Origin of the sequence: Desulfovibrio sp. TomC (genome assembly GCF_000801335.2) — a bacterium.
Taxonomy (GTDB): Bacteria; Desulfobacterota; Desulfovibrionia; order Desulfovibrionales; family Desulfovibrionaceae; genus Solidesulfovibrio.
Genome location: NZ_JSEH01000009.1, coordinates 67703 through 91161 on the forward strand (window position 1 = coordinate 67703; position 23459 = coordinate 91161).

Sequence of the window (23459 nt, forward strand, 5' to 3'; positions counted from 1 at the left end):
TAAGGGGAGCGCCATGAGCAACCATTTCCGCAGAAACGTGATTATCGCCGGTATCTGTGTCGGCGTCCTGGTCGTGTATTGGGGTTTTACCTCCTACGATGCAGGGAGCGGGTTCAAAGGCGTCGCCGCCTCGCAACTGCGGAAATCACGGCAGGTGACCCAAATGCTCTCCGATCTGCTGGCTTCGGTCGAAGCGGAGAAAGATGCCATCCTGGCCGGCTCGGATGCAGAATCCGGGGAATTCGCGGCGAAGGCCAAGGCATTCTCGGAGAAGGTCGAACAGGGCCGGCTCGAGTTGCTGTCCGGTTCCAAAAATGATCTCACCGGGGCAGAAACCAAACTTATTGATGAATTCACGGTGGCCTGGGGGGAGTTCCAGGCCATCGACAAGGAACTGCTCGGACAGGCGGTCCTTAACACCAATCTGAAGGCCTACCGCATATCCGCCAGCGAGGCGGTACAATCCTTCAAGGATTTCGAAGCGGCCATCCGCCAGACGGTGCAGGCCGAAAGCCAGTCCGACGAGATCGGACGCATTGCGACCCAGGGCTTGCTCGCCCTGGGCATGACGGCCAGGATTCTGGCCATGCAGGCTCCTCATATCGCGGAGGCTTCAGATGCCAGAATGGACGAAATGGAACGGGAAATGGCCATAAGCGCCAAGGCTGCGCAAGATGCCCTGGATGCGATGGGAAAAATGGTCACGGGCCAGAGCCGTGCATCGTTCCAGGCGGCTTTGCAGGCGTTTGCGACATTCGATGCGGTCAACACCGAGGTGGTCAGGCTTTCCCGCATCAACTCCAACGTGAAGGCTTTAGCGCTTTCCATGGGGCAAAAGCGTCGGGTCACAGCCAGGTGCGAAGAGCTGTTGGAAACGCTTCGAGACCTGATAGACACGCGTCTGTCCAAGGCCACCCGGTAGCGTACTCGTCGGCCGCAGTTCTTTTGCCTCCTTGTCCCCCGCAAGCGAGGAGCGACTCGGCCGGTCAAGAGCATCGTACGCGGCCAGTCTCGGTCATGGGCAAAGCCCTGGCTGATTTGGAGCCGCTGCGAAGCGCCAAGAAATTGGCCGTGGGCCTTACACGCGACGGGCGTCTCATCACCCTGCAGGACGCATATGCGGTCCAGGCTGGGGAGCTTCTGGGCTATTTCATAACGCATGGATCGTTGTTTGCGAGTGTAATCAGTATGTTATAGGTCAAGTGTGGAGTCCTCTCCCGCCAACGTGTCGCTTCTGACTCGATTTAAGCACTGTTCTTCCACTATCCCCGGCACACCACACCACTCTGACCAAACGCTTCCAGCCCGGCGGCCGGGTTTTGGGTGTGGGCGCTTTCTCCTCCTCCTTAAGCCCCGAGCTTGTGCGGTACGGCCGTGCCTGTCCCCTGTCGGTTCAGCCTATGGTCCCCGAGGAGTTGGCCCGGTCTGGGCCACGGGGAGCCATACCTGCCAAAGCCCGCCTGAGCGGTTTGTCAGAGCAGGGCAGGCTTTTCACGTTACAAAAAACTTTACTAGCAGAAAAATTGCCATGGAAACTTGCTTGAAGGAAAGGTTGGTAACCAAAGGCTTTTACCCGGCGACCATAAGCTAAATTCAATATGAATAAGAGACTTCCAGTCTCGTGTATAAATGATGAAATACCGACATTTTTGAGATTCGAAAACCGAACAAATTTTAATATCAAGGTTGCTCTGGTATTGATTTTCCGTATTCACCTGATACCTTGCAGTATAATCATGTACTTCTTGTGTTGGAATCGTCTTGTTTTGTGTTTGATCTCGCCACGGGATCTGTAAAATGGGGAAAAATCAGTGTTGCCCGTAAGCGTGCTTATCATCTGCTCGGATCTCGTAGAGATGGCGGCCATCGCCTGTATGCTGTCCGAGCATTTCGGCGTTCTGACCGCCCATAACCTGGAGGGGGCCATGCGCCTGATCGAGCGCCCCCATGCCTGCCGGCTGGCCTATTATGAAGTGGGAGACGATGCCGATGTTGCACGGGAGGCAATACACGTTCTCGGCAATGCCGGGATGGAGGTTATTGCCCTGTTCCGGCCGCCCTGTCCGCAAATCGTGCAGGAAGCAGCGGCAAGCGGCCGTATCCAGGGATGCTGCGCCCTGCCCATCTGCGCGGAATCGTTTCTGGCCCAGTCCAGGGAGATTCTCTGCCGGCTCTGTCCGGCTCCAAGCCGTGAGCCGGCGCAACCCTGCCTCCTGACCCGCGAGGAAGTGAAGTTTCTCCTCGGTCCGCCGGGCATCGGCCAGAGGGATGCCCGTCTTCATTCCCTGGGTTGATGGTGCCGCGCCCGGTCTGGCGGCCTGACGGAGTGTCCCTCCGTCCCCCAGGGAGCATGCCGCAGTTGACGCCGGCGGCCTTGCCGTTTAGTGCTCCCCGGGCTATCCACCGTCCGATCCGGGCCGCCGCGTCCCTTCCCCGGGGAGACGGCCGCGCCCGAGACTGCCCCGGAGGCGACAGACCGCACCCATGGCCCGCATTCTTTACGGCGTCCACGGCACCCAGCACGGCCACGCCATTCGCGCTCTGATCCTGGCCCGCCATCTGGCGGCGCTTGGGCATGAGTTCCTCTTCGTTTCCAGCGAAGAAGGGGCCGGTCTTTTGGCGCGCGAATTCCGGGTGGAACGGTTTGAAAATCCCGGCACGCGCTATAAGAACCAGCGTCTGGACACCCCAGCCACCCTCAAACTGGCCGCCCGGACCCTCCTCAAACGCCCGGCGGAACTGGCCCGGCTGGCCCGGCTGATTGCCGAGTTCCGGCCCGACGCCGCCATCTCCGACTACGAATATTTCGTGCCCATTGCCGCCAAAAAAGCCGGCATCCCCTGCCTGTCCATCGACCACCAGCACGTCATTTCCTGCTGCGACCACCCGGTGCCGCCGCGCCTTTGGCCCGACTACTGGGGCATCCGGGCTTCCATCCGCTTCCTGTTTTCGGCCTGCTCGGACTATCTGGCCATCTCCTTTTTCCAGCCGCCGGCCAAACCCGGCGCCCACGCCCTGGTGGCCCCGCCGATCCTGCGCCAGTCGGTCATGGCGCGCGCCCCCAGCCAGGGCAGCCACATCGTGGTCTACCAGAGCTGCGGCATCTGCGACGCCTTTGCCCCGTATCTGCGCACCATTGATCGGGAATTTCGGGTCTACGGCTACAAGATGGACAAGGTCGACGGCAACCTGACCTATCGCAACTACTCCGAAGAGGGGTTTCTCGACGATCTGGCCTCCTGCGCCTACGTGGTCTGCGGCGGCAGCCACAATCTCATGAGCGAGGCCCTTTTTTACGGCAAGCCCGTCCTGTCCTTTCCTGTGGCCGGGGCCTTTGAGCAGCAGCTAAACGCCATCTATCTGGAGCGCCTGGGCTATGGCCGGGGCGCGTCCATGGATCGTCTGGAGCCGGGCCTGCTGCCGGATTTCGAACAGGACCTGGAGGCCATGCGCCAGCGCATTGCCACCGGCCGGTTTTGCGGCAACGACGAAGTCTTTGGCCTGCTCGACAGTTTTTTGCGCCACGGCCGGCTGCCGGGGCGATCCTGATGGTTTCGGTCCTGGCCTATTGCCCCTGGTTTTTTTAAGGTGCCCCCACGCCAATCCCATTTCAAGGAGATCTGCCCTATGCGTCGCCCCCTGTCCCTGGCGCTTGCCGCCGTCTTTGTCCTGGCCTGTGCCGCCCTGGGCCTGGCCGCCGACAAGCCGCTCACCTTCGGCCTGCTCCTAGTCGGTCCCTACAACGACAAAGGCTACAGCCAGGCCCAGTACGAGGGCGGCAAGTACGTGGAAGCGCACCAGCCCGGCACAAAGATGCTCTATCTCGACAAGGTCAATCCGGCCGACCGGCCGGGCGTGACCATTCCCCAGCTGGTGGATGATCTGGTGGACAAGGGGGCAACGCTCATCCTGGCCGGCTCCGACGACATGAAAGACGGCATCCGCGAGGCGGCCGAGGCCCACCCCGACCTCACCTTCGTCCATCTTTCCGGCGACGACGCCCTGACCGGCAAGGCCCCGAAAAATCTGGGCAACGTCTTTTCCAAGATGGAATATGCCAAGATGCTGGCCGGATTTTCCGCGGCCATGACCACCAAGACCGGCAAGATCGGGTTCCTGGGACCGCTCATCAACGACGAGACCCGCCGGCTGGCCAACGCCGCCTACCTTGGCGCGCGCTACGCCTGGGAAACCGTGCGCGGCCAAAAGCCCGAGGCGCTCAATTTCAAGGTCAGCTGGATCGGCTTCTGGTTCAACATTCCCGGCGTCACCTCCGACCCCAACCAGGTGGCCGGCTCCTTTTTCGACCAGGGCTACGACGTGGTCATTTCCGGCATCGACACCCCCGAGGCGCTGACCGTGGCCGGGGCGCGCAAAAAGGCCGGGGCGGCCGTCTTTGCCCTGCCCTACGATTACAAGCTAGCCTGCGAGGCTGCGCCCGACGTCTGCCTGGGCGTGCCGTACTTCAACTGGGGACCGCCGCTTCTGTCCATCGTCAAGGATGTGGCCGCCGGCACCTACAAGCCCGGGTTTACGTGGCTGGCCCCGGATTTCGCCGCGCTTAACAACCCCGACAAAAGCCCCATCGGCTTCACCGAGGGCGCGGCCCTGTCGCCCGAGGCCAAAAAAGCCCTGGATCAGTTTATCGCCGACCTCGGCACGGGCAAGGTCAACCTCTACGCCGGACCGCTCCAGTACCAGGACGGCACCACCTTTGTGCAGGCCGGTTCCGTGGCCACGGACAAGGACATCTGGTTTTGTCCGCAGCTCCTTCGCGGCATAGAGGGCGCCAGCGCCTCCAAGTAGGGGGCGACCGGGAGTATCGCGCATGGATGTCGTTTTATCGCATATCGTCAAGCGGTTCGGGCCGCTTACCGCCAATGACGACATCTCCGTGCGCTTTGCCCCGGGAACCATCCACGGGGTCCTGGGGGAGAACGGGGCCGGGAAATCGACGCTCATGCGGGTCGTGTGCGGCGTTCTGGCCCCGGACGGCGGCGAGATCACGGTCGGCGGCAGCGCCTACGCCCGCCTGACCCCGGAAGCGGCCGGGAGCCTGGGCATCGGGATGCTGTGCCAGGACCCGTTGGATTTCCCGCCGCTTGCGGTCTGGGAGAACTTTGCCCTGGGCGGCGGCCCGGTGCTCGCCCGGGGCGAGGCCAAGGCCCGGCTGGCCGCCGTGTGCGCGCGTATGGGTTTTGTGTTGCCGCCAGACGGGCCGGCGGCCCGTCTGAGCGTGGCCGAGCGCCAACAGTTGGAGCTGGCCCGGCTTTTTGACCGCGACGTGCGCCTTTTAATTCTCGACGAACCCACCACCGGCATCTCGCCGGCCCAGAAAGAAGCGCTTTTTGCCGTCCTTCGGGCCTTTGTGGCCGACGGCGAGCGGGCGGTGGCCCTGGTCACCCACAAGCTCACCGAGGCCAGGGAGCTGTGCGACACCGTGTCGGTGCTGCGCCAGGGCCGGCTGGTCGGGAGTTTTGACGCCCCCCTTTCCACTCCGGCCATCCTGGCCTCCATGTTCGGATCGCAGGCTGCCTGCGTTGCCGCGCCCCCGTCGCCGCGACCCGACCCGGTCACGGCCGCCGCGGCCCTGGTGGTGGTCGAAGACGCCGTCATTGCCGACGAAAAAGTCGTTTTGGAGCCGTTGTCCGTGGCCATCCGGCCGGGTGAGATCGTGGGCGTGGCCGGCATTTCCGGCGGCGGCCAGGAAGTCTTTTTGCGCGGACTGGCCGGCATAGCCCCGGTGGTCGCCGGCCGTCTGGCCGTGGCCGGCCGGGAGCTGGCCGGCCGGCCGCTCACCCGGTTTCTGGACGCCGCCGTCCACTATCTGCCGGCCTCGCGGATGGAAGAGGGCCTGTTCCCGGGACTGACCCTCCTGGACCATGTCCGGTTGGCCTTTCCCGAACGCCGGGATGCGGCCCGCGAGATTTTCGCCGAGCGCTGCGTGGGCCGGTTTCGCCTGACCAATGTGCCCGATTCCCGGGCGGCCCGGCTTTCCGGCGGCAACCAGCAGCGCCTGCTTCTGTCGCTCGTGCCCGACGACACCAGGCTTCTTTTGGCCGACAACCCCACCCGGGGCCTGGACGCCGCCTCCATCGCCCAGATCTGGGACCATTTCCGGGAACGGGCCGCAGCCGGCGCGGCCGTGGTCTTTTTTTCCGAAGATCTCGACGAGCTGCTTGACCACGCCGGCCGGGTGCTGGTTTTTTACAACCGCGCCCTGGCGGCGGATCTGCGCAGCGGAACCTACGACGCCGCCTGTGTGGGTGATCTCATGACCGGCCGGATGGCCGCCGGGGAGGTGCGCTCGTGACCGGCCGCGCCTCGCCGTTTGTGCGGGCCGGGTTTTCCCTGGCCCTGGCCGTGGTCGTCACCCTGGCCATTGTGGCCGCCGCCGGCGCGCCGCCCTTTGAGACCCTGGCCGTCATGGCCGAGGGGGGCCTCGGGTCCGGCCAGGCCTGGCTGCGCACCCTGTCCGCCCTGGTCCCGCTGCTTTTGTGCGGCGCGGCCCTGTGCGTGACCTTTGCCGCCAACCTCTGGAATATCGGGGTGGAAGGGCAGATCACCATGGGTTCGGTTTTTTGCCTGTGGTTTCTGCGTGTGGCCGGGCTTTCCGGCCTGCTTCCCGCTCCCTTGGCCGTGGCCGGGTCGCTGGTCGCGGCCATGGTTGGCGGCCTTGTCTGGGCGCTGTTGTCCGGCGTGCTGCGCACCCATGGCCGGGTGCATGAGATTTTTTCCGGCCTGGGGCTCAATTTCGTGGCCATGGGCGTGTCCCTGTGGCTGATCCTGGGCTTTTGGAAACGGCCGGGCATGGCCTCGATGTCCGGCACCGAGCCTTTGCCGGCCGAGCTGTGGCTCCCGGCCCTTGGCGGGCGTCCCATGAGTTTGTGGGGGCTTATTCTGGCTGTGGCCGCCTTTGGGCTGGTGGCCTTTGTGCTCAACCGGACCTTTTTCGGGCTGGCCTTGTCGGCTGTTCGCCAAAACGTGGTGGCGGCCGAGCGCCTGGGGCTTCGGCCCAAGCGCCGGATGCTGGCGGCCATGGCCCTTGGCGGGGCCCTGGCCGGTCTGGCCGGCGGCATCCTGGTGGCCGGCCTGTATCACCGCCTTATCCCGTCCATTTCCGGCAATTACGGCTACACCGCCATCATGGCCGTGCTGCTGGCCTCGGGCAGCCTGCGCTTTTTGCCCCTGGCCTGCCTCTTTTTCGCTGTCCTGACCGTTGGTTCCATCCAGCTGCCCCTGGCCCTGTCGCTCGACTCCTCCCTGGCCGGCGTGGTGCAGGGGGTGCTGGTGCTCACCCTGTTTGCCGCCAGACGGCTGTGGCCGGCCGGCAACACCGGCGCTAAGGGAGGTGGGGCATGAGCTTGGAGTACCTGACCGCGCTGATTGCCGCCGTGCTCTTTGCCGCGGCCCCGCTCATTCTGGCCGCTCTTGGCGAAACCATTTCCGAGCGGGCCGGGGTCATCAACCTGTCCCTGGACGGCACGATCCTGTTTGCCGCCATGGCCGCTTTTGCCGCGGCCCGGATCACGGGCAACCCCTGGCTGGGACTGGCCGCCGGCGGGCTGGCCGGAGCGGGCATTGCCGCCATTCTCGGCGTCTTCGGGCTGCTCCTTGGCGCATCCGAACTGGCCGTCGGCTTTGTACTGACGCTTTTTTGCCGGGAGCTGGCCTATTTCATGGGCCATACCCAGGCCCGCCAGCCCGGACCCGATCTCGGGGCCTTGCAGCTGCCGGGCCTGTCCGACATCCCGCTGATCGGGCCGGCGCTTTTTCGCCAAAGTCCGGTGGTCCTTATAAGCCTCGCGGCCGTGGGGCTGGTCTGGTTTTTTCTCATGCGCACGCGCCCGGGCTTGGTGGTGCGGGCGGTCGGCGAATCCCCCTTGGCCGCCGGCACCCGGGGCATTGCCGTCAAGCGGGTGCAGTTCCTGGCCTGTCTGGCCGGCGGGGCGCTTGGGGGACTGGCCGGCGGCCTCTATTCCCTGTCGGTCAAACCCGGCTGGGGCCATCCCCAGGGGTGTGAAGGGGCCGGCTGGATCGCCCTGGCCATCGTCATCTTCGGCGGCTGGAAGCCGGTGCGGGTGGCCCTTGGGGCGCTCTTTTTCGCCTCCATCCAGGTGGCCGGCATTGCCCTCCAGGACGTGCTGCCCGGGCTTTCAGGCACGCTTTTTCAGATCGCCCCCTTCCCGGTCATGATCCTGACCCTGCTCGTGGTCAATCTGCGCCGCTCGGCCGCCTTTCGCGAGGCAGCCCGGCGGGTGCCGCTGCTTGGGCGGCTTGTGCCGCGCACGGCCGGCGGCGCGCCCGGGGCCATTGTCGGGGCCCTGGACAAAGGCTTTTAAACCGCGCCCAAGGCGGATTTGCCGGCCCTGCGGTTGCAAGCCTCGGCCATTTACGATAACGCAACGCCAAGTCGCCATGAAAGCGGCATAATCTTCGCCCAATGGATGCAACTGCCATGAGAAAACGCCCGCTGACTCCGGAGACGTACTACCGGCTGCCCTGGAATCTGGCCGACAACGCCATTACCTGGCTTGAACCGACCACCAAATGCAATCTCTATTGCGAAGGGTGCTACCGCGAGAACGATCCCTTCGGCCACAAGCCGCTCTCCGAGGTCATCGCCGATCTGGAGCGGGTCAAAAAGATGCGTCGCACCGACGGTATTTCCATTGCCGGCGGCGAACCGCTCATTTACCCCGACATCGTGCCGCTGGTGCGCTATGTCGCGGCCCAGGGCTGGAAGCCCATCATCAATTCCAACGGACAGGCGCTCACCCCCGAATTGGTGCGCGAGCTGGCCGCCGCCGGCCTTGTCGGCTTCACCATGCACGTGGATTCGCATCAGGTCCGGCCGGGGTGGAAGGGGGCTAGCGAGAAAGACCTGTGCGCGCTTCGCCTGAAACTGGCCGAGATGATCCGCGAACACGGCGAAGGCAAGGTGTCGTGCTCCTTTAACGCCACCATCTACCGCGATACCGTATCCGAAATTCCCATGCTCACCCGCTGGGCCCATGAGCATATCGATATTGTCCAGACGATGGTCTACATCCTGTTCCGCTCGGCCAGAAAACGCAGCAACTTCGACGTGTTCGCCAATGGCCGTCCGGTTGACGTGGGCAATCTGGTCTACCAGCTCGACCATCAGGAAACCCACGAAGACCTGGACTCCCAGGAAATCGCCGACGCCATCCGGCTGGCCTATCCCGAGCACGAGCCCTGCGCCTACTTAAACGGCACCGAGGACTCCCGGTCCATGAAGTGGCTGCTCACCCTGCGCGCCGGCACCAAGGACGAGATCATAGGCTACCTCGACGACAAGTTCGCCGAGTGGATGCAGATTTTCCACCACCTCTTTTTCGGCACGTATCTGGCCTATACCCGTCCGTGCTGGACGGCCTGGCTGCAAAAGCTCATTTTCCTTGCGCCCTTCAACAAGAGCCTGGGCAAGATCTTCGGCAAGCTGCTCCTGCGGCCCAAGATGTGGACCCAGCCGGTGCACATCCAGTCGATCATGGTCATCCAGCCTTGCGATCTTTTTGACGACGGCCGCCAGAACATGTGCGACGGCTGTCCGGACGCCATTTTCTACAAGGACAAGCTGGTCTGGAGCTGTCGGGTGGACGAACTGGAGAAGTTCGGCGCGTTTATCCAGTGCGCCCCGCGCGGCTGCTGCGGCGGCGGCTCCTGCGCCCCCCAGCCGGCCCCGGCCGCGGCCCCCGCGCCTGAACCGGCTCCCGAGCCGGTGAAAGCGCCCGAGCCGGCCGTTGCCCCGGAACCGACCCCCGAGCCGACGCCGGAACCCACGCCCGAACCGGTGCAAGCGCCCGAGCCGACACCGGCCCCTGCGCCGGCCCCGGAACCGGCTCCTGCGCCGACCCCCGCGCCTGAGCCGGTGAAAGAACCGGCCCCGACGCCGCAGCCCGAGCCGGTCAAAGCGCCGGAACCGGCCCCGGAACCCGCGCCAGCTCCCGAGCCTGCGCCGGCCCCTGCGCCGCCGTCGGAACCCGCGCCTGAGCCGGTGAAAAAGCCCGAGCCGGTGCCTGCGACCCGCATGAATACCGTCCCGGCCACCAAGGGCATGACCGAACCGGCGATCAAGGTGGAGACGCCGCCGGCCGTGGTTGCCTCCAAGTCGGCTGCGGCCCCGCAGCCAGCGCCTGAACCGGAGAAGAAACCCGCGTCGCAGCCGGCCACGGCTCCCGAGCCGGCCCCGAAGGCCGCGCCGCAGCCGGCCAAGGACGCTGCGCCGGCTCCGGCCAAGGCCGCCAAGCCCGCCGCCGACAAGCCGGCCAAGGCTGCTCCGGCCAAGAAATCCGGCAAAACCGCCAAGAAAAAATCCAAGGCTCGCTAGCCGTATCGCTTGAGCATCCCTTCCGGCCGCCCTGCGCGGCCGGAAGGGGGAAAACCCAATGCCCCAAAAACCGTCCCCCGCGCCGACTGTCGTACCCAAGCCGTCCTACGGCATCTTCTCAAAATTTGTGCAACTTGCCGGCGCCCAGTGGATTCACGACGCCCTGCATACCTTTTTCCTGATCTATCTGGCCCGGCTCTCCACCAGCGACTACGGCGAATTCATGGTGGCCTTCGGTCTGGCCTCCATCATCCTGTTTCTCGGCGAATTCGGCCTCAACCAGCCGCTGGTCGCTTCCCTTTGCAAGAAATACAGCCACAAGGGCGACATCCTGGCCCAGTACACCCTGCTGAAAGGCGTGCTGCTGGTGGCGGGCTGGGTGGGCGTGGTCATTTTCGTCTATTGGCAGGGCTATACGCCGGGCCTTAAAAACCTCGTCATGGTCATCTCGGCCGGCGTTGGGCTGGAAGCCATTGCCAGTTCCTTTTTCGTGGCCATCCGGGTGGAAGGCCGCCAAGACCTCGAAGGCCGCATCCGGGTCGTGGCCGGCGTTCTGGGCTACGGCTACGCCATTTCGCTCCTTGCCCTGGGGGCTGCGCCGCATTGGATTGCCCTTTTCAAACTGATTGAAAACGTGGTCAATCTCTTCGGCGGCGTGTGGATGGCCCTGCGCACCACCGCCTTTACCGGCTTGTCGCTCAAGCGCAAGTCGCTGGCCCGGACCTGGGCCACGGCCAAAAACGGCACGGTGTTCGTGCTCATGGCCCTGGCCGCCATCCTGTACAACAAGGCCAACCTCTATTTCCTGCAAAACCAGGGCGGCCCGATCAAGGTCGCCCAGTACAGCGTCACCTGGGAGCTGGTGGACGGCATTTCCATCCTGGTGTCCAACCTGCTTTTGCGCAGCATCCTCTATCCGCTGTTCGTGCGCTTGTGGAAAAGCAACAAGTCGGAATTCACCCGACTGGCCAACAATTCGGTGCGTTGGCTCATTGGCGCGTCGATCCCCATCATGTTTGTGCTGTTCGTCGAGTCCGACCGCCTGATCGGGCTGATTTACGGCGGGGCCTATTACGACGCCATGTGGATGCAGAAATGGCTGGTCGGCACGATTATCTGCGGCTTTGTCCACAACCTGGCCGCCTATCTCATGATGAGCCAGGGCAAGCAGCGCCTGCTCCTTTTCGTCTACATCGGCGGGTTGCTCCTCAACCTGACCCTGTGCACCACGCTCATCCCCATGGACCCGCTCCTTGGCACCTGTCTGGCCATGCTCATCACCAAGGCGGCCGTGGCCGTGACCACCACCGCCTACTGTCAGGCGACCATGCGCATCATCGACGTCAAATCCATGTGGCGCATCGCTGCGGCCTGCGCGGCCGGGGCGGTGCTGTATCTGGCCACCTACCGCTTCGGCATCCGCGAAATTCCCGAGGTCTTGGCCTTGACGCCGTTTTTCTTCCTGGTGCGCCGGTGGCAGCGGGAACTCAAGGCCCAGAAGGCGCAGGCCGGCATCGCCTGATTTTGCGGTTTTCCTGTCCCCGATCCTTCCCTTGTGCTAACAGCCCTGGGAAGCGAGGACCCAAAGCCATGAATACCATGTTGCGTCATCTTGTCGTGTCGCTTTGTCTTGTCGGCTTGTTGCCGGCAACATCCGTACTGGCCAAGAAGGACCAGAGCCCGACGGGGCAGGGGGGGCAGCCGGGCCAATACGGCGGGGTGCAACAGAATCAGGGCCAAGGCCCAATGAACCAGGGCCAGTCGAACCAGAGCCGGATGATGCCTCAGGGCCAGCAGAATCAGAGCCAGCAGAATCAGAGCCAGTCCAACCAGGGCCAGTCCAACCAGGGCCAGTCGAACCAGGGCCAGATGATGCCTCAGGGCCAGCAGGGCCAGGGGCAGCAGAACCAGCTGGGGCAAAGCCAGCAGCATGAACAGGGCCAGCAGGACCAGGACCAGCAAAAGTCCAAGAAGAAGTCCAAGAAGCACAAGAAGCACGGTCCGCCCGACCATGCGCCGGCCTGGGGCTATCGCAACCAGCAATAATACGTGCGCCTGACGCAAAACGGCCGCCGCTCCCATTGGGAACGGCGGCCGTTTTTTTCGCTTGTGCCTGCGCCCTGAAATCAGTCCCGGATGACCGACTTGACCACGCCGCCCCAGCCGACCTTGTAGCGGATGCCGCGCCAGGACATGGTGTTGGTGGCAAAGGTGCGGCCAAAGCACCAGGCCAGCATGGCAAACGTCGCAAAGTAGCCCCGAAGCCAGGGCAGTATGCCCACCGGCCGGGGGCTCAGGCTGCGGAAACACAGCCCGAGACCGGCAAAAGCGGCCAGATAAAACGCCGAAACAGCCGCCGCCTGGGCACAGCCAAAGCCGGCCATCCAGGCTGCAAGCAGCCCGATCGCCGCTGCCGGCGGAGCGGAGAGCAGCAACACCGCGAAGATGGACACCAGCCAGCCCGGCGGGATGCAGAACTTGAGATAGAGCAGCTGGCGGGTCAGCCAGTCGTCCCAGCGGGTCAGGCTCACCTTGGCAAGCGGGGTGTGCAGACAGGCGGCCGCCACCGGCCAGGCCGTTACGCCGAAGCGGTGCAGATGCGGGCCCATGGAAAAGTCGTCGACAATGTTGTGCCCCCACAACTTGACCAGCCCGAAGCGGTCGAAGGCCGGCCGGGAGATGGCCATGGCCCCTCCCCAGGGCTGGGTGATGGCCCGGATGGGCTGGAGCAGGTGCAGGGCCAGACAGGTGACGGCCATGCCGACCGTGGCCGTGGCCCCGTCGTTGGTCACGATCTTGTGGAAGCCGCTGGTCATGGGCGCATCGCCCCGCAGGATGGGCGCGGCCAGATTGGACACGAAACCGCGGTCGGCCACATGGGTCGAGTCGCAAAAGACAAACACCTCGGCGGTCTGGGCAGCCCGGACGCCGGCCAGGATGCTGTGGTTTTTCTGGCCGCAGGTTGTGGCCGGGCCGGCAACGACCTGCATGACCCGGGCGTCGTTTCCGGCCACGCCGGCAACCAGGGCCACAGCCGGATCATCGGCCTGGGCGGTGACGAAAATCGCCGAATAATCGGGATAGTCCTGGTCAATGAGCGAGGCCACGGCCTGGCGCATGCCGGGCGTGTCGCCGGTGACCGGCACGATGGCCGTCACCCGGGGACGGCGCTCGGGCAGCGTCTCGGGACCGTTGCCGCCGCGCACATGTTTCTGTCCAAGCAGATAGAGGGCGGCCAGCACGCACAGCTGTGCGGCCATGACGCCGTAAACGAACAACTCCACAGATCCTCCTGGTGATCGCCCCGGGCAAAGAATACATCCGGCCCGGGACGCAGCCGCAAAATCCGGTGTTCCGGATTCCGGGACATACTGACCCTTTTTCTTCCTGGCTTTGCCCAGATCCCGCTTCCGGCAGGGGCAAGGCCTCACTGTCAAAGCAATCGAAGCCCGGGTGGGATTCCAAAGGGCACTGCCCCTTGGCCGCCGGAGGCATTCTTCCCTCTGCTCTCTCTCCCACACCCCACGCCCTATGGCGTGCGCGTGGCGTGCAGTTCGATTTTACTGCCGCCCTTGGTGGTCAGGACGCCCTCCAGCTCGTTGCCTTTGGCGTCGCCTTCGAAGACGTGGCCGCTGCCGTGGAACATATAGACGTGGCCGTTAAGGATGACCCCGACCACGTGGTAGACGTTGGTTTCGCCGGTCAGGGCGCAGACCACCACCTCGGCTTTGACGGAATTGCCGTCCTGTTCGACCATGGCTGAAAGCGAGGAACCATAGAGCGATCCGCGCCACATGCCGGCCATATCGGTTTCGGCCAGGGCCAGGGTGGGCAGGGTCAGGAGCAGGCAGGCCAGCAGGGTAACACGCAGGGTTCGACTCATCTGAGACTCCATCCCGCGCGTCCGGTGAGGGGGCTGGCGCGGCAACAACGAGCGACGAATTTCCGGGAGACGCGCCAGAGGCGTGGTCAGGCGTCTGCTCCGGGACCGGCCGAAACGGGTTCCGGGGCCGGCCGGCCGGAGAGCACCTGCTCAAAGACCGCTTCGTGGCGACGGACCATCGCTTCCATGGAATAGAGGGTCTCGGCGCGGGTCCGGGCGTTTTTGCCCATGGCCAGCCGCCTGTCTTCGTCGGCCAGCAGGGCGGCAATGTTCTCGCCCAGGGCCTCGGGATTGCGCGGCGGGCACAGGAGGCCGGTTGCATCGGGCACGACCAGATCAGGGATGCCGCCAACCGCCGTGGCTGCAACCGGCAGCCCCATGGCCATGGCTTCCAGGAGCACGTTGGGCAGGCCTTCGCGCACCGAGGACAACACGACCACCGAGGCCTGCTGGAAGAAGGGGCGCGGGTCGGGCGTGGACGGATAGGTGCGGATAAGCCCGCGCACGGGGCTTCGGGTGGCCAGCGTGCGCACCCGGGTCCGCAGCGGCCCGTCGCCGACCAGCCACAGTTCGGCCCGGGGCCGTCTGGCCGCAACATACTCAAAGGACCGGACGAGGGTTTCGTGGTCCTTGTCCTCGCAATACCGGGCCAGACACAGCACCACCTCGCGCACCGGGCGCAGTTCGTCGGGCGGCGGCAGAAAATGGTCGGTATCCACGCCGTTGGGGATACAGGTTACTTTCGACGCCGGCCGGCCCATGGCCGTCAAGGCCCGGGCCAGGGGCGCGGCATTGACGATGTGATGGGCGCAAAGACCCTTTAAAAACCGCTCATGCTGGCGTTTGACGGCGCCGCCGCCGCGGCAGGTGCCGATCACGGCGGATAGGCCTTGCGCCTTGGCAAACAGCCGGCCCCAGATGTTGGGCAGGGCGGTCAGGGGGACGAGCAGGTCCGGGCGACGGGCTTTGAGGGTCCGCTTCAAGGCCAGCAGCGACCCCAGACCCACCGTGGGGTAGGGCGAGAGCCAGGTGAGCGGAATGCCGGCGGCCTCGGCCCGGGGCGCGAAATCGCGCACATCGGAGAGCATCCAGAATTCCGGGGCAAAGCGGGTGCGGTCAAGTCGCAGGCCCAGCTCCAGGGCCTGGCGCTGGGTTCCCCCAAAGGCCAGATCCTGGAGCAGGAAGACAACGCGGGCAGGTGTCGTCGCGTCGGCCATCAATAGCCCATCAGGCCGCAGCAGCGGGTACACGAGGGCATAAGCCCCTCGGTGTGCAGGCTGGCCCGGAACTTGCGATACGATTCGCTGTTCCACAACTCGGTGATGGTGTGGTCGCGCACGTTGCCGACGATGTAGTCGTGGTAATCACGGCAGGGCGACATGTCGCCGTTGGAATCCAGCTCCACGGCCTGATAAATGGAGATGCACTGGTTGTAGCCGAAGGTGGAGTCGTGGTTGCTGTAGTATTCGCGCAGATTGTCCACGCCCGTGATATTGGGAATGATGTTGATCGGGGGATTTTTGAATCCGCTGGAGCGGCGCTTGAGTTCGAGGAGCTGCTTGTTGAGCGTCTCATGGTCCTTGATGGTCCAATCGCCCACCCAGCCCCAATGGAGCTTGGGCTTGAAGCCGAAACGACGTTCGAAATCCTCGTCATGGGCCTTGGCGCTCTTTTCGTCGATCCACCAGGACAGATAGTAGACGAACAGGTCCACCCGGTCTTTGTAGGCCTCGTAGATGTCCACCAGATGATGGACGTTGGCGCTCGATATGGTGGCCAGGGCGGCCACCAGCGGCAGATTGGTCTTGTGGGCCTTCTTGGCTTCCTTGATGGCGGAAAGCGATTCCTGGATGACCTTGTAGTTGTCGCCGCCGCCGGCCGAAGGCCGGGCCGCGTTGTGCGTCTCGGGCGAATGGCCGTCGATGGAAATCTGGAGCAGGAACATGGGCGCGGCCGCCAGCCGGTCCGCCGCCGCCACCAGTCCGGTGGCATTGGTGGCAATGGACGTCGGCATCTTCAGTTCCGTGGCCCGTTCGATGATGTCCAGCCAACCCTTGTACATGGTCGGTTCGCCGCCCCACAGGTACACCGACGGCCGGTGTCCGTTGGCAGCCAGATCTTCCAGCAACGCCAAGTAGCGCTCCGGAGAGATCTCCTGTTTTTTCAGATCTTTGAGGTTACACCCGTGCAGGAAGCCCTGGTCCCCCCACTGGCCGCAGGTGTGACAGCGCAGATTGCACATGTCGGTGATGCGGATCGACAACTGCCGGATGCTGCGGGCATGTCCGGTCTGGGCCTGGGGATTGAGAAAGGAAAACAGGAATTTCTCTTTTTCCACGGCTGCCAACCGACCGGCAATCCAGGGATGACGGGCCACCTTGACCGATTGCTTGAGAATCGTGCCAAGGGCGACGCTGCTGCGTTTGCTCATGAAGCCTCCAAAATAAGCCTGACGGCGAAATGTCGCCTTACGCCGAAAAAGGCTGTGGTTCAAGCTTTGTGAAAATAGCCCCCTGGCCGTTGGGGTGAAAGCCTGGGCAACCGGGCCGCCCTGGAAAACACTTGCGGCCGCCAACCCCTGGGGATACCATGCAATTGCGGTGGAAAAACCCGGGAGACCGCCTATGCTGCCCCAAGTCAAAACCATTTTGCTGGCCGTGGATTTCTCCGAGGCCGCTTCCCCGCTGGCCCAATACGCCAAGCTCTTCGCCACGAAACTTTCCGCCCGGCTCGTCGTTCTCTACGTCTCGCCCAGTATGAATCGGTACGCCAGTCTCTACGTGCCCGCCACCAGCATCCAGGCCCTGGTCGAACAGATCCTCGAAGGGGCCAATCGCGTCATGGGTGAATTCATGGTCGAGCATTTTGCTGACGCCAAGGCCACCGGCCGGGTCGAATACGGCTACGCCCCTGAAAAAATCATTGAAATCGCAGCGACAACCGGCGCGGACATGATCATCATGGGGACGCATGGCCGGCGCGGCGTCAACCGTATCCCCTTTGGCTCGGTAGCGGAGAAAGTGGTCAAGACCGCCAAAATTCCTGTTTTGACCATCCGTCCGGAGTAACCGGGGCATGGCCCGGCCCAACCAGGCGTTGCCCTGGACCCACCGGGGGGATCATCCCCCCGGCCCCTCGGATGGGGGCGCAGGAAGGGGGCGTGAATTTTCCAGCAGGAAAGGGGGTCAGGCGGCCGTCAGGAAGGGTATCCAACGGCGGCCGGTAGTGCCCTGGGCTGGAGAGAAGGAGGTTTTCCATGCGGCCAGATGGACCCAGACACAGCTATGAACTGTATATTCGCGCCTCGGCCGGCGCGGTATGGGCCGTATTGACCGACGACGCGAAGACGCCGCTGTACCAGCATTTCAACATGCGCTCGCAAAGCGAGTTCCGGGTGGGCGGCGCGGTGTCGTGGCTTATGGGCGAGATGACGGCCGTAGCCGGCGTCATCGAGGAGTTCGTCCCGCCTGCGCGGATGGTCATGCGCTTTCGCGCCCTCTGGTCGCCGGAAGTTGCCGCCGACAAGCCGTCCCGGGTCACCTGGGAACTGACTCCCCTGGCCGAAAACGCCTGCCGGTTGCGCCTGATCCATGATGATTTCGGCGGCGAGACCGCAACAGCCGCCACCGTGACCGACGGCTGGCCGGAAGCGCTGTCCCGGCTCAAGACCCTGGTGGAAACCGGGGAGCCATTCTTCCTGCCTGCCCGGGGCTGAACCGTCCCGCAAACGACAGCGCCCCCGGCCGCAGCAACACTGTCGGCGGGGGCGCGGCGCCTTGCGGCGGCCTCCGGGAGATCCCGGGAATCGCGTGTCGCGTCCGTTCCTGTGCGTGAACGCGACGCCTGGCGACTAGCCCCGCAACCCCTCGCGCAACTGCACCACGGTCCAGCCGGCTTTTTTGAGGTTTTTGGCGGCCAGGGGGCTGACTTCGCCGGTGACGACGAGTTTCCTGCTTTTCGCGCCCTGGGCTTTGGCGGCGTCGCCAAGCGTCCGGGCGATATCGGCCAGGGTGGGGGTCCAGGCCAGATAGTCCAGGGGAAAGGCGGCGAGAATGCCGTTGTTGGGGGTTTCGGCCACGATGAATTTTCCGGCGTAGACGAACCCTGTGACGGGGTCGGTGGTGGCGTTTAAATTGGCATAGAGTTCGGCCATGCGGGTGCGGAAAAAGGCCAGATCGTCGTTGTCGGTGAGAATGGAGAATTTGATGAAATTGGCGCGTCCGGCCACATTGGTCATGCGGTCGAGGGCCAGGACGAACCGGGTCTGGGTGATGGGGTCGAAGTGGGCGTTGTCCACGAACAGGTCCGCCTGGGCAGGGCTGGCACCCATGGCTTTGAGGCGTTCGCGGTTGGAGGCAAACAGGTCTTCGGGAGGGATGGACACGTCAACGGCGCTTTCCGGGGTGATCCTGGCGTTGTTGAAGACAGCCAGGGCCGCGCCGCCGGGGATGGCGGCCGAGGCGGCAAAAGAGCCGAAGAAACCGGCTCCGGCCAGCCGCTTGAGGCCGGCCTGGAGAATGGGGTTGGCGGAGTAGGGGTTCACGTTGAAGGCCTTGGCGTAGTCGCGTTTGGCCTTGTTGTAGCCAAGCAGTTCGCCGACCGTGCCGTCGTCGCTTTTGGGCCGGTCGCTTTGGGCGCTGGCCTGGGCGCGGGAGAAGGATTTGCCCACGCTTGAGAAGCTGTCGACCGGGTGGACAATGAGGTTGAAGGCCCCGGTGACGGCTCCGGCCGCGGATTTGGCCACGGATTTGCCGATTTCCGCGCCCGCATTGACTTGCCCCATGGCGGCGGCGGCGTTGAGTTCCTTGATGCGGGTATAGAGCAGGGCGGTGGATTCCACGCGCAGGTCGCCTTTGGGCGAGTGCAGGGTGTAAGTATTGATGTAGCCGTCGTTGTCGACCTTGTCGTCCACGCTGTGGTTGGGTCCGAGGAGCACGGCCTCGGGCAGGAGGCTTGCGGCCGAGAGGGTGGGCGGCGTTTCAGTGGCCTCGGCCGGCGCAGGTTTGGCGGCGGCCGCGAGCGTGGGCAACAGGCACAGCATGGCGGCGAGGAGGGCGGCTGGCAGTCGGAAAGCGGGCATGGGGGCTCCTTGGAGGCGGAATTGGGGCACAGCCTACGCCCATACGTTGCAATTGTCATGGCCGGCTTTACAGTCCGGCAGGGCGGTATTAGATGACGCCGGAACCCAAAGGAGGCTTTTTTGGACATCATCACGGAACCGTCGGCCCTGGGCGAACGCGCCAGGGAGTGGACGCGGGCTGGCCGCACGGTGGGGTTCGTGCCCACCATGGGGTATCTGCACGCCGGCCACGAGAGCCTCATGGCCCTGGCCCGGAAGCGGGCCGAAGTGGTTGTGGCCAGCGTGTTCGTCAACCCCACCCAGTTCGGACCGGGCGAAGACCTTGAAGCCTATCCGCGCGATCCGGAGCGTGACGCCGCCCTGGCCAAGCGCGTCGGGGTCGACGTGCTGTTTACGCCCCAAGCGGAGGCCATGTACGCACCCGAGGCCGCCACCTGGGTGGAGGCGCCGAGCCTGGCCCGGCATTTGTGCGGGGCCTCGCGGCCGACCCATTTCCGGGGTGTGTGCACCGTGGTTGCCAAGCTCTTTTTGCTGGTGCGCCCGACCGTGGCGGTCTTTGGCCAGAAGGACTGGCAGCAGCTGGCCATCATCCGGCGCATGAACGCCGACCTGGGTTTTGGCGTGGAGATCGTTGGCGCGCCCATCGTGCGCGAGTCCGACGGGCTGGCCCTGTCCTCGCGCAACGTGCGGCTGACCCCGGCCGAGCGGGCCGAGGCCGTCGGCATCAGCCGGGGGTTGGCTCTGGCCGAGGCTATGGTCCAAAGCGGAGAGCGCGACGCCGGACGTATCGTGGCCGAGGTCCGGGCGCGGTATGCGACGGATATGCCGTCCGGCGTTGTGGATTATCTGGAGTGCGTCGATCCGGCCGCCATAGAGCCGGTGGCCGCCATTGCCGGGCCGGTGCTTTTCGCCGCAGCGGTGAAATTTGCGGCGGTCCGGCTTATCGACAACCGATATGTGGACGTGCAGGCGGCGTCACGGTAACGTCATGCCGCTCCATCTTGCAATTTTTGCGATGGCGGGGTAGTGGGGCAAATTTCTGAATCCGAAGATGTAGACATTTTGTATATTGAGCTACGCGCCGCCACAGGCATGCGGCCGGCTCAAGGAGGATATCCTGTATGATCAACGCCAAGGGCCGGTATCTTTTCAGTTCGGAATCCGTGACCGAAGGGCATCCTGACAAGGTTGCCGACCAGATTTCCGACGGCATTCTGGATGCCATTTTAGCCCAGGATCCGGATGCGCATGTGGCCTGCGAAACCCTGGTCACCACCGGTCTGGCCTTTATCGCCGGCGAAATCACCACCAATGCCTATGCCGACTTTCCGTCCATCGTCCGCGAGACGCTCAAGGAGATCGGTTACAACAGCTCGACCATGGGGTTTGACTGGGAGACCTGCGGCGTCATTTCGTCGGTGGGCAAGCAGTCCGTGGACATCGCTCAGGGCGTTTCCCGGGTGAAGCCCGAAGATCAGGGCGCCGGCGACCAGGGCATGATGTTCGGCTTTGCCTGCGACGAGACCGAGACGCTCATGCCCGCCCCCATCTACTGGGCGCACAAGCTGTCGCGCCGTCTGTCCGAGGTGCGCAAGACCAACGTGCTCGACTTCCTGCGCCCCGACGGCAAGACCCAGGTGGCGGTCGAGTATGTGGACGGCAAGCCCGTGCGCATCGACAACGTGGTGGTGGCCTGCCAGCACGCCGAAGAGATCTCCCACGACGATCTGTGCGAAGCGGTGAAAAAGGAAGTCATCTTCCACACCCTGCCCGAGTCGATGGTGGACAAGAATACCAAGATCTACATCAACACCACCGGCCGTTTCGTCATCGGCGGCCCCATGGGCGACTGCGGTCTGACCGGCCGCAAGATCATCCAGGACACCTACGGCGGCATGGGCAACCATGGCGGCGGCGCGTTCTCCGGCAAGGACCCTTCCAAAGTGGACCGCTCCGGCGCGTACATGGCCCGCTATGTGGCCAAGAACATGGTGGCCAGCGGCGCGTGCTCGCGTTGCGAAGTCCAGATCGCCTATTGCATTGGCGTGGCCGAGCCGCTGTCGGTGCTGGTGACCTCCATGGGTTCGAGCGACATTCCCGACGAAATGCTGACCAAGGCCGTGCGCCAGGTCTTTGACCTGCGCCCCTACTACATCACCAAGCGCCTGGACCTCAAGCGCCCGATCTACAAGCCGACCTCATGCTACGGCCATTTCGGCCGCGATCTGCCCGGGTTCACCTGGGAAGTGACCGACGCCGCCGGCGACCTGCGCACGGCGCTCAAGATCTAAGCCCGATCCACGCCGGTCGCGGCCTGCCTGATCGGGCGGGCCGCGGCCGGACAAGGACAAACAATGTTGCGTCGCCTGTCGGAAAGCGTGGAGCGGTTCATGGCCGCCCAGGAAGCGTCGGCCCGGCGCAATTTTGTGGAGGTGTGCCGCCGCTGGTCCGAGATTGTCGGGCCGGAAACGGCGGAACTCCTGCGTCCGCTGGGACATAAGCGACGGGATCTGTATCTTGGGGCGGATGATCCGGTGGCGCTCCAGGAGATGCTTTTCGCGGCCCCGGAAATTTTATCGCTGGTCAATGCGGCTTTGGGGAACGAAGCCTTTGACAGAGTGCGGTTTGATCTGCTAGGAGGCCGGGTTCCTTTGGATGCGTTGCGGACGACTCCGCCGCGTTTTTCCACGCCCGCACAGACACGGCCGGACCGGCTTGGCGGGCTTGCGGGAAGGCTTGATCCGAACTCGCCGGTCGGTCGCTGTTACGCCAAGTATGTAGCGTATTTCGATTCCGGGCCAAGTCCGTCCGGCGCACGTCGCCGGGGACGCCGCACGAAGGCGGGCTAGGCAGACCACAATGGTGGGATAAATTTTTTTGGAGGCGAATATGAGCGACGGGATGCAACTTGACCTGAAGAAGCCCTTGGACAAGATGACGGCCAAGGAACTGCGCGAGCTGGTGCTCAAGCAGGTTCCGCAGGTGACGGGCGCTTCGGGCCTGGGCAAGGACGAGCTTCTGGTGCAGATCAAGGAAGCGCTTGGCATGGGCGGCGAGGGCGGCGTGAAGACGTCTCCGTACAAGACGAAGATTCTGTCGATGAAGCAGAAGATGCGTTCGCTTCGCACGAAGCGCACGGAAGTGGCTGGCGATGGTTCGCGCAAGCAGAAAGAGATCCTGCGTCGTCAGATCAACAAGCTCAAGAAGCGCACCCGTCGTCTGGCCAAGGCCTAGTGTTCGGGTTGAAAAAGTTTGAGAAATTTCTTGACAGGTACCGAGTGAGAGTATAGTCTGCGCTCTCTTGGTTGCTGGGGGATCGTCTAGCGGCAGGACTGTGGACTCTGACTCCACCAACCTAGGTTCGAATCCTAGTCCCCCAGCCAAGAATTGAAAACGTCCCCATCGTCTAGCCTGGTCCAGGACATCGGCCTTTCACGCCGGTAACAGGGGTTCAAATCCCCTTGGGGACGCCAAGCAAATTCAGCGGTTTACGTCAAAAGCGTAAGCCGCTTTTTCTTTGGTCCACATCTCGTCCACATCCCCCTCTGTTGTTGCCTCAAATCGGCCGGCGTCTTGTGCTACAACGGGGGGCGTAAAGCCCACCATTGTTTGTCAGCGTAAGTCGCTGCCTATCCAATGTCCTTCACCTCCGGTTTGTTTCCCCCGTTGTCCAGCCAGGTGCGATTGGCCTTGTTGCGACTCGCGTTGACGCCGCGTCCGAACATGAGGATGCCGTCGTTCTTGTTGTAGGCGAAGTTGTCGCTGCGCGCTGATGTTTGCTCGAGCAGAGACTTGAACAGCTCGATTTCGCATTTAACTTTCGAGGACATAGGCATGATGGACCTCTACGGTTATGGGTTGAAGAAACGGATCATCCTTGGGCTTCAGCGGCCGGCTTGGTGGAAATGATCTTCCCGGGACCACGGTTGCCCATAACGGCTTCCATTGCCTCCTGGGTCTGCTTGAGGCCGAGGCTCTGGAGGTGCCGGGTGGTGGTCTGTGGGGACTTCTGCCGGAGCATGGCCTGGATAACGGACACTGGCGGCCCCGCGCGGTACATGATGTTCGCGGTGAGGTAGCGGATGGCGTGGAACCTGAACGCACGGACGCCGGCCTTCTTGCACCGCCGGTCCATCAGATGC

The 23459-nt window shown here is 63.9% G+C and carries 23 protein-coding genes and 2 tRNA genes; 18 read left to right on the forward strand and 7 right to left on the reverse strand.

Features of this window, described 5'->3' with window-relative positions; translation table 11 throughout:
• Positions 1 to 13: 13 nt before the first annotated feature.
• From NY78_RS10305 to NY78_RS10355, 10 genes are all read left to right on the forward strand, one after another.
• Positions 14 to 922: a hypothetical protein gene (locus tag NY78_RS10305; RefSeq protein WP_043635265.1), complete on the forward strand. Its 909-nt coding sequence runs from the start codon at positions 14 to 16 to the stop codon at positions 920 to 922.
• An 889-nt stretch (positions 923 to 1811) separates the two neighbouring features.
• Positions 1812 to 2294, forward strand: a complete 483-nt coding sequence (locus tag NY78_RS10315; RefSeq protein ID WP_156180920.1) for a hypothetical protein — start codon at positions 1812 to 1814, stop codon at positions 2292 to 2294.
• Positions 2295 to 2484: 190 nt separating this feature from the next.
• A complete protein-coding gene (locus NY78_RS10320; protein WP_043635271.1) occupies positions 2485 to 3549 on the forward strand; it encodes a glycosyltransferase family protein in 1065 nt (354 codons plus the stop codon).
• Between the two features lie 78 nt (positions 3550 to 3627).
• Positions 3628 to 4806, forward strand: a complete 1179-nt coding sequence (locus tag NY78_RS10325; RefSeq protein ID WP_043635274.1) for a BMP family lipoprotein — start codon at positions 3628 to 3630, stop codon at positions 4804 to 4806.
• Between the two features lie 22 nt (positions 4807 to 4828).
• On the forward strand, positions 4829 to 6313 hold the full coding sequence (locus NY78_RS10330) for an ATP-binding cassette domain-containing protein (protein ID WP_043635277.1): 1485 nt from the start codon (positions 4829 to 4831) through the stop codon (positions 6311 to 6313).
• Positions 6310 to 7362, forward strand: a complete 1053-nt coding sequence (locus tag NY78_RS10335; protein ID WP_043635279.1) for an ABC transporter permease — start codon at positions 6310 to 6312, stop codon at positions 7360 to 7362. The genes NY78_RS10330 and NY78_RS10335 overlap by 4 nt, the downstream gene beginning before the upstream one ends.
• Complete coding sequence (locus tag NY78_RS10340; protein WP_043635282.1) at positions 7359 to 8342, forward strand: ABC transporter permease; 984 nt, start codon at positions 7359 to 7361, stop codon at positions 8340 to 8342. Before NY78_RS10335 ends, NY78_RS10340 begins: the two co-directional genes overlap by 4 nt.
• Before the next feature lie 116 nt (positions 8343 to 8458).
• Positions 8459 to 10354, forward strand: a complete 1896-nt coding sequence (locus tag NY78_RS10345; RefSeq protein ID WP_043635284.1) for a radical SAM protein — start codon at positions 8459 to 8461, stop codon at positions 10352 to 10354.
• A gap of 58 nt (positions 10355 to 10412) precedes the next feature.
• Positions 10413 to 11876 carry a lipopolysaccharide biosynthesis protein gene (locus NY78_RS10350; protein WP_043635287.1) on the forward strand — a complete coding sequence of 488 codons (1464 nt, stop codon included), beginning with the start codon at positions 10413 to 10415 and terminating at the stop codon, positions 11874 to 11876.
• A gap of 68 nt (positions 11877 to 11944) precedes the next feature.
• A complete protein-coding gene (locus NY78_RS10355) occupies positions 11945 to 12400 on the forward strand; it encodes a hypothetical protein (RefSeq protein WP_043635290.1) in 456 nt (151 codons plus the stop codon).
• Positions 12401 to 12480: 80 nt separating this feature from the next.
• Here NY78_RS10355 and NY78_RS10360 read toward each other — a convergent pair whose 3' ends face one another.
• The 4 genes from NY78_RS10360 to NY78_RS10375 all read right to left on the reverse strand — a co-directional run bounded on the left by NY78_RS10360 (position 12481) and on the right by NY78_RS10375 (position 16668).
• Positions 12481 to 13638 carry a glycosyltransferase gene (locus NY78_RS10360; protein WP_043635293.1) on the reverse strand — a complete coding sequence of 386 codons (1158 nt, stop codon included), beginning with the start codon at positions 13636 to 13638 and terminating at the stop codon, positions 12481 to 12483.
• A 245-nt stretch (positions 13639 to 13883) separates the two neighbouring features.
• Complete coding sequence (locus NY78_RS10365) at positions 13884 to 14237, reverse strand: hypothetical protein (protein ID WP_043635296.1); 354 nt, start codon at positions 14235 to 14237, stop codon at positions 13884 to 13886.
• 86 nt (positions 14238 to 14323) lie between these two features.
• Complete coding sequence (locus NY78_RS10370) at positions 14324 to 15454, reverse strand: glycosyltransferase (protein ID WP_043635299.1); 1131 nt, start codon at positions 15452 to 15454, stop codon at positions 14324 to 14326.
• On the reverse strand, positions 15454 to 16668 hold the full coding sequence (locus NY78_RS10375) for a radical SAM protein (RefSeq protein ID WP_043635302.1): 1215 nt from the start codon (positions 16666 to 16668) through the stop codon (positions 15454 to 15456). The genes NY78_RS10370 and NY78_RS10375 overlap by 1 nt, the downstream gene beginning before the upstream one ends.
• Positions 16669 to 16861: 193 nt before the next feature.
• Here NY78_RS10375 and NY78_RS10380 point away from each other — a divergent pair, with 193 nt between their 5' ends.
• Entirely contained in the window at positions 16862 to 17305 is a 444-nt protein-coding gene (locus NY78_RS10380; RefSeq protein ID WP_043635305.1) for a universal stress protein, read from the forward strand.
• Positions 17306 to 17493: 188 nt separating this feature from the next.
• Complete coding sequence (locus NY78_RS10385) at positions 17494 to 17952, forward strand: SRPBCC domain-containing protein (RefSeq protein WP_053062183.1); 459 nt, start codon at positions 17494 to 17496, stop codon at positions 17950 to 17952.
• 135 nt (positions 17953 to 18087) lie between these two features.
• On the opposite strand, the gene NY78_RS10390 is transcribed toward NY78_RS10385, so the two are convergent.
• Positions 18088 to 19317, reverse strand: a complete 1230-nt coding sequence (locus NY78_RS10390; RefSeq protein WP_043635306.1) for a hypothetical protein — start codon at positions 19315 to 19317, stop codon at positions 18088 to 18090.
• A gap of 120 nt (positions 19318 to 19437) precedes the next feature.
• On the opposite strand from NY78_RS10390, the gene panC reads away from it, so the two are divergent.
• From panC to NY78_RS10420, 6 genes are all read left to right on the forward strand, one after another.
• Positions 19438 to 20301 carry a pantoate--beta-alanine ligase gene (panC, locus tag NY78_RS10395; RefSeq protein WP_043635308.1) on the forward strand — a complete coding sequence of 288 codons (864 nt, stop codon included), beginning with the start codon at positions 19438 to 19440 and terminating at the stop codon, positions 20299 to 20301.
• 137 nt (positions 20302 to 20438) lie between these two features.
• Positions 20439 to 21608: a methionine adenosyltransferase gene (metK, locus tag NY78_RS10400; RefSeq protein ID WP_043635311.1), complete on the forward strand. Its 1170-nt coding sequence runs from the start codon at positions 20439 to 20441 to the stop codon at positions 21606 to 21608.
• Between the two features lie 63 nt (positions 21609 to 21671).
• A complete protein-coding gene (locus NY78_RS10405; RefSeq protein WP_043635314.1) occupies positions 21672 to 22166 on the forward strand; it encodes a DUF721 domain-containing protein in 495 nt (164 codons plus the stop codon).
• A gap of 40 nt (positions 22167 to 22206) precedes the next feature.
• Positions 22207 to 22551 carry a hypothetical protein gene (locus tag NY78_RS10410; RefSeq protein ID WP_043635316.1) on the forward strand — a complete coding sequence of 115 codons (345 nt, stop codon included), beginning with the start codon at positions 22207 to 22209 and terminating at the stop codon, positions 22549 to 22551.
• A gap of 75 nt (positions 22552 to 22626) precedes the next feature.
• Positions 22627 to 22700, forward strand: a tRNA-Gln gene (locus NY78_RS10415).
• Positions 22701 to 22712: 12 nt separating this feature from the next.
• A tRNA-Glu gene (locus NY78_RS10420) sits at positions 22713 to 22790 on the forward strand.
• A 156-nt stretch (positions 22791 to 22946) separates the two neighbouring features.
• Here NY78_RS10420 and NY78_RS10425 read toward each other — a convergent pair.
• Positions 22947 to 23153, reverse strand: a complete 207-nt coding sequence (locus tag NY78_RS10425; RefSeq protein WP_043635319.1) for a hypothetical protein — start codon at positions 23151 to 23153, stop codon at positions 22947 to 22949.
• 35 nt (positions 23154 to 23188) lie between these two features.
• Positions 23189 to 23452, reverse strand: coding sequence for a tyrosine-type recombinase/integrase (locus NY78_RS10430; protein WP_043635322.1), 264 nt, complete (start codon positions 23450 to 23452; stop codon positions 23189 to 23191).
• Positions 23453 to 23459: the final 7 nt, after the last annotated feature.

What these genes read in the sequence shown, in the direction of transcription:
- NY78_RS10305 (WP_043635265.1), top strand. Translation starts at nt 14, where the DNA reads ATGAGCAACCATTTCCGCAGAAACGTGATTATCGCCGGTATCTGTGTC.
- NY78_RS10320 (WP_043635271.1), top strand. Translation starts at nt 2,485, where the DNA reads ATGGCCCGCATTCTTTACGGCGTCCACGGCACCCAGCACGGCCACGCC.
- NY78_RS10325 (WP_043635274.1), top strand. Translation starts at nt 3,628, where the DNA reads ATGCGTCGCCCCCTGTCCCTGGCGCTTGCCGCCGTCTTTGTCCTGGCC.
- NY78_RS10330 (WP_043635277.1), top strand. Translation starts at nt 4,829, where the DNA reads ATGGATGTCGTTTTATCGCATATCGTCAAGCGGTTCGGGCCGCTTACC.
- NY78_RS10340 (WP_043635282.1), top strand. Translation starts at nt 7,359, where the DNA reads ATGAGCTTGGAGTACCTGACCGCGCTGATTGCCGCCGTGCTCTTTGCC.
- NY78_RS10345 (WP_043635284.1), top strand. Translation starts at nt 8,459, where the DNA reads ATGAGAAAACGCCCGCTGACTCCGGAGACGTACTACCGGCTGCCCTGG.
- NY78_RS10350 (WP_043635287.1), top strand. Translation starts at nt 10,413, where the DNA reads ATGCCCCAAAAACCGTCCCCCGCGCCGACTGTCGTACCCAAGCCGTCC.
- NY78_RS10355 (WP_043635290.1), top strand. Translation starts at nt 11,945, where the DNA reads ATGAATACCATGTTGCGTCATCTTGTCGTGTCGCTTTGTCTTGTCGGC.
- NY78_RS10365 (WP_043635296.1), bottom strand. Translation starts at nt 14,237, where the DNA reads ATGAGTCGAACCCTGCGTGTTACCCTGCTGGCCTGCCTGCTCCTGACC.
- NY78_RS10370 (WP_043635299.1), bottom strand. Translation starts at nt 15,454, where the DNA reads ATGGCCGACGCGACGACACCTGCCCGCGTTGTCTTCCTGCTCCAGGAT.
- NY78_RS10375 (WP_043635302.1), bottom strand. Translation starts at nt 16,668, where the DNA reads ATGAGCAAACGCAGCAGCGTCGCCCTTGGCACGATTCTCAAGCAATCG.
- NY78_RS10380 (WP_043635305.1), top strand. Translation starts at nt 16,862, where the DNA reads ATGCTGCCCCAAGTCAAAACCATTTTGCTGGCCGTGGATTTCTCCGAG.
- NY78_RS10385 (WP_053062183.1), top strand. Translation starts at nt 17,494, where the DNA reads ATGCGGCCAGATGGACCCAGACACAGCTATGAACTGTATATTCGCGCC.
- NY78_RS10390 (WP_043635306.1), bottom strand. Translation starts at nt 19,317, where the DNA reads ATGCCCGCTTTCCGACTGCCAGCCGCCCTCCTCGCCGCCATGCTGTGC.
- metK (WP_043635311.1), top strand. Translation starts at nt 20,439, where the DNA reads ATGATCAACGCCAAGGGCCGGTATCTTTTCAGTTCGGAATCCGTGACC.
- NY78_RS10405 (WP_043635314.1), top strand. Translation starts at nt 21,672, where the DNA reads ATGTTGCGTCGCCTGTCGGAAAGCGTGGAGCGGTTCATGGCCGCCCAG.
- NY78_RS10410 (WP_043635316.1), top strand. Translation starts at nt 22,207, where the DNA reads ATGAGCGACGGGATGCAACTTGACCTGAAGAAGCCCTTGGACAAGATG.
- NY78_RS10425 (WP_043635319.1), bottom strand. Translation starts at nt 23,153, where the DNA reads ATGCCTATGTCCTCGAAAGTTAAATGCGAAATCGAGCTGTTCAAGTCT.
- NY78_RS10430 (WP_043635322.1), bottom strand. Translation starts at nt 23,452, where the DNA reads ATGGACCGGCGGTGCAAGAAGGCCGGCGTCCGTGCGTTCAGGTTCCAC.